Genomic DNA, 2,035 nt, shown 5'->3' with positions numbered 1-2,035 from the left:
ACCTTGAAGAAGAAATACTAAATAGTTATAAATATTATGGTCTTGTTGAAGCCCTACGTAAATATCACAAGGGAACTGAGTTAGAACAAGATGAATTAAAGCTTATACTTGACTTTGTAGCACAATTTCCAAACAAAAAATTAGAGGACTTGGAGGATTAATATCATGAATACATTTACACCTAAAGAAGTTAAGATGTTAAGAATGCTTTACGGAAATGACTTTGAATTATATGGTACTTCAAATTCCTCTTCAGACTTTACAAGAATGGACATTCCAACAATTGCAAAAGCATTGTCCATTTATGTTAAAGAGTATTATAAATACGCTAATTATCCAGCAGAGTTTACTGGTTCTGTTTCTGATCTGCGCCATTTTGTAAGAGATGCAAAATTAGATATATACAAGTTTTATAACCTCTTTGAATCACCTACTAAAACGGACAAGTTGGCAAATGAATTAAAGAAAAATAATATTAAACTAGCCTATAGAGGTGGAAAAATAAAGTTAGAAGAATTTTAAAGGGTGTCCTCAATTTAGAGGATGCTTTTTTACTTATTAAGAGGGTGTTAAGTGGTTATTAAATCTGCATTATTAAGTACGTATTAAGAGCATCATAACAAGTTCATATGAGGTTATTAAGTACGTTATAACTACTGCTATATTAAGCTACCTAGAACTTTCGAACCGCTATTACATTCGCTCATACGAAAGTTTATGCTTAGCGTATTACAATTATGAATAATAAACGTATTAATCGGCATAAAATCATTCCAATTCATATACGGAATGTGTGCAAAATTGCGTCTATCACCTTCAATTAAGAACCAAATTTCACGATTCTGACCTGAGTTATGGATTGCATAAGTCCGCTTTTCGTCTTCGTCTACATTTGGCAATTTTGACCTGACCTGCATATTGTACAGGATAGCTATTTTTTCATCTTCACAATCGATAAAATTATCAAGTATAGCCCAATCAACGTTTGTATCATCTAAAATGGATGGTTCAATTTGCTCTATTGTTTCTCCTGCTGTTCTTTAATCCATCTTTCAGCTCTCGCAATCGGATCATCAATCATATAAGAATTTAAATCACGATTTCTTAACTCTTGTTCCATTCGGTTAAATTCATTAATGTACATCATTTTGAACTTTAAAGCTTCTTCTCCAGTGAATCCCATTACTAATAATGTGAAACCGTCTTTAGTTAAATTATATTTCTTGTATTGTCTTGCTCGTTCGTTGATATAAGTTGACTCCTGAAAATTAAGGAGTGAAAATTCATCGCTAGAATAACCAATTAACTTATTGATATCAGACATTACATTATCATGACGTTTACCAAATACTTCAGCCACCATTAAACTATCTGTTACTACCTCGTTATTTTCAATAAATACGATATTACTCATTATTATTATCATTTTTAATGTTGATATAAGAGGACTCGGCAAAATTGCCGAATATAAACCTGACTCATTTATTAAAGTCGAGTTCATATTCATACCCGTCAATTTGACGGACATGGATTCATCTTCATCTAAATATTAACAGCTGAAAATTAAGCCGTGAGAATTGTTTAGCAACTGGTTTTCGCGACTGCATTAAAATTTCATACAATCCATCTTCAGTTAAGAACCAAGATTCTCTAATTTGACCTGATGGGAATAATGTTCCCCCCAGCTTCTTTTCATCTTCATCTACAGTTTTTAACATTTTAGAAACGTCCCTATGCGACTGTCTTGAGTCTTTCCATGCGTATTCAATCCAATTTGCTACATCTTGACCTAAAAATAATGGTTCTTCCTTTGTTCCCTCTTTCTATTCGGTAAGGGTTTATATAAGATTTATAACTTACCTTGTTCATTCTAAATTTTATAAAACGTATTGACTTGGATCAGATGTCTTTCATCATGGGATGAGGGTACAGGACAACGGCTAGGGCATGGAATGACTACCTTACATTGCAAAAACAAGAAAGTTAATGCAACATAAAGCAGACGTTCAATGTTATTTTTATCATGGTCTATCGG

The 2,035-nt window shown here is 32.5% G+C and carries 2 protein-coding genes and 1 pseudogene; 1 reads left to right on the top strand and 2 read right to left on the bottom strand.

All coding sequences use genetic code 11. From position 1 onward, the window contains the following. Nucleotides 1-165: 165 nt before the first annotated feature. Nucleotides 166-522 carry a hypothetical protein gene (locus tag RCF13_RS01510; protein WP_001091610.1) on the top strand — a complete coding sequence of 119 codons (357 nt, stop codon included), beginning with the start codon at nucleotides 166-168 and terminating at the stop codon, nucleotides 520-522. 496 nt (nucleotides 523-1,018) lie between these two features. Here RCF13_RS01510 and RCF13_RS01505 read toward each other — a convergent pair whose 3' ends face one another. Both RCF13_RS01505 and RCF13_RS01500 read right to left on the bottom strand, forming a co-directional pair. Continuing rightward, complete coding sequence (locus tag RCF13_RS01505) at nucleotides 1,019-1,528, bottom strand: Rha family transcriptional regulator (RefSeq protein ID WP_016716397.1); 510 nt, start codon at nucleotides 1,526-1,528, stop codon at nucleotides 1,019-1,021. A 10-nt stretch (nucleotides 1,529-1,538) separates the two neighbouring features. Beyond that, nucleotides 1,539-1,802, bottom strand: a pseudogene (locus RCF13_RS01500) (Bro-N domain-containing protein); the annotation flags it as partial. Nucleotides 1,803-2,035 lie beyond the last annotated feature (233 nt).

It is taken from the genome of Stenotrophomonas maltophilia group sp. RNC7, assembly GCF_030910085.1.
GTDB classification, from domain to species: domain Bacteria; phylum Pseudomonadota; class Gammaproteobacteria; order Xanthomonadales; family Xanthomonadaceae; genus Stenotrophomonas; species Stenotrophomonas sepilia.
Note: the sequence above shows the minus strand (reverse complement) of the source record. Positions and strands in the feature narration are given on the sequence as shown.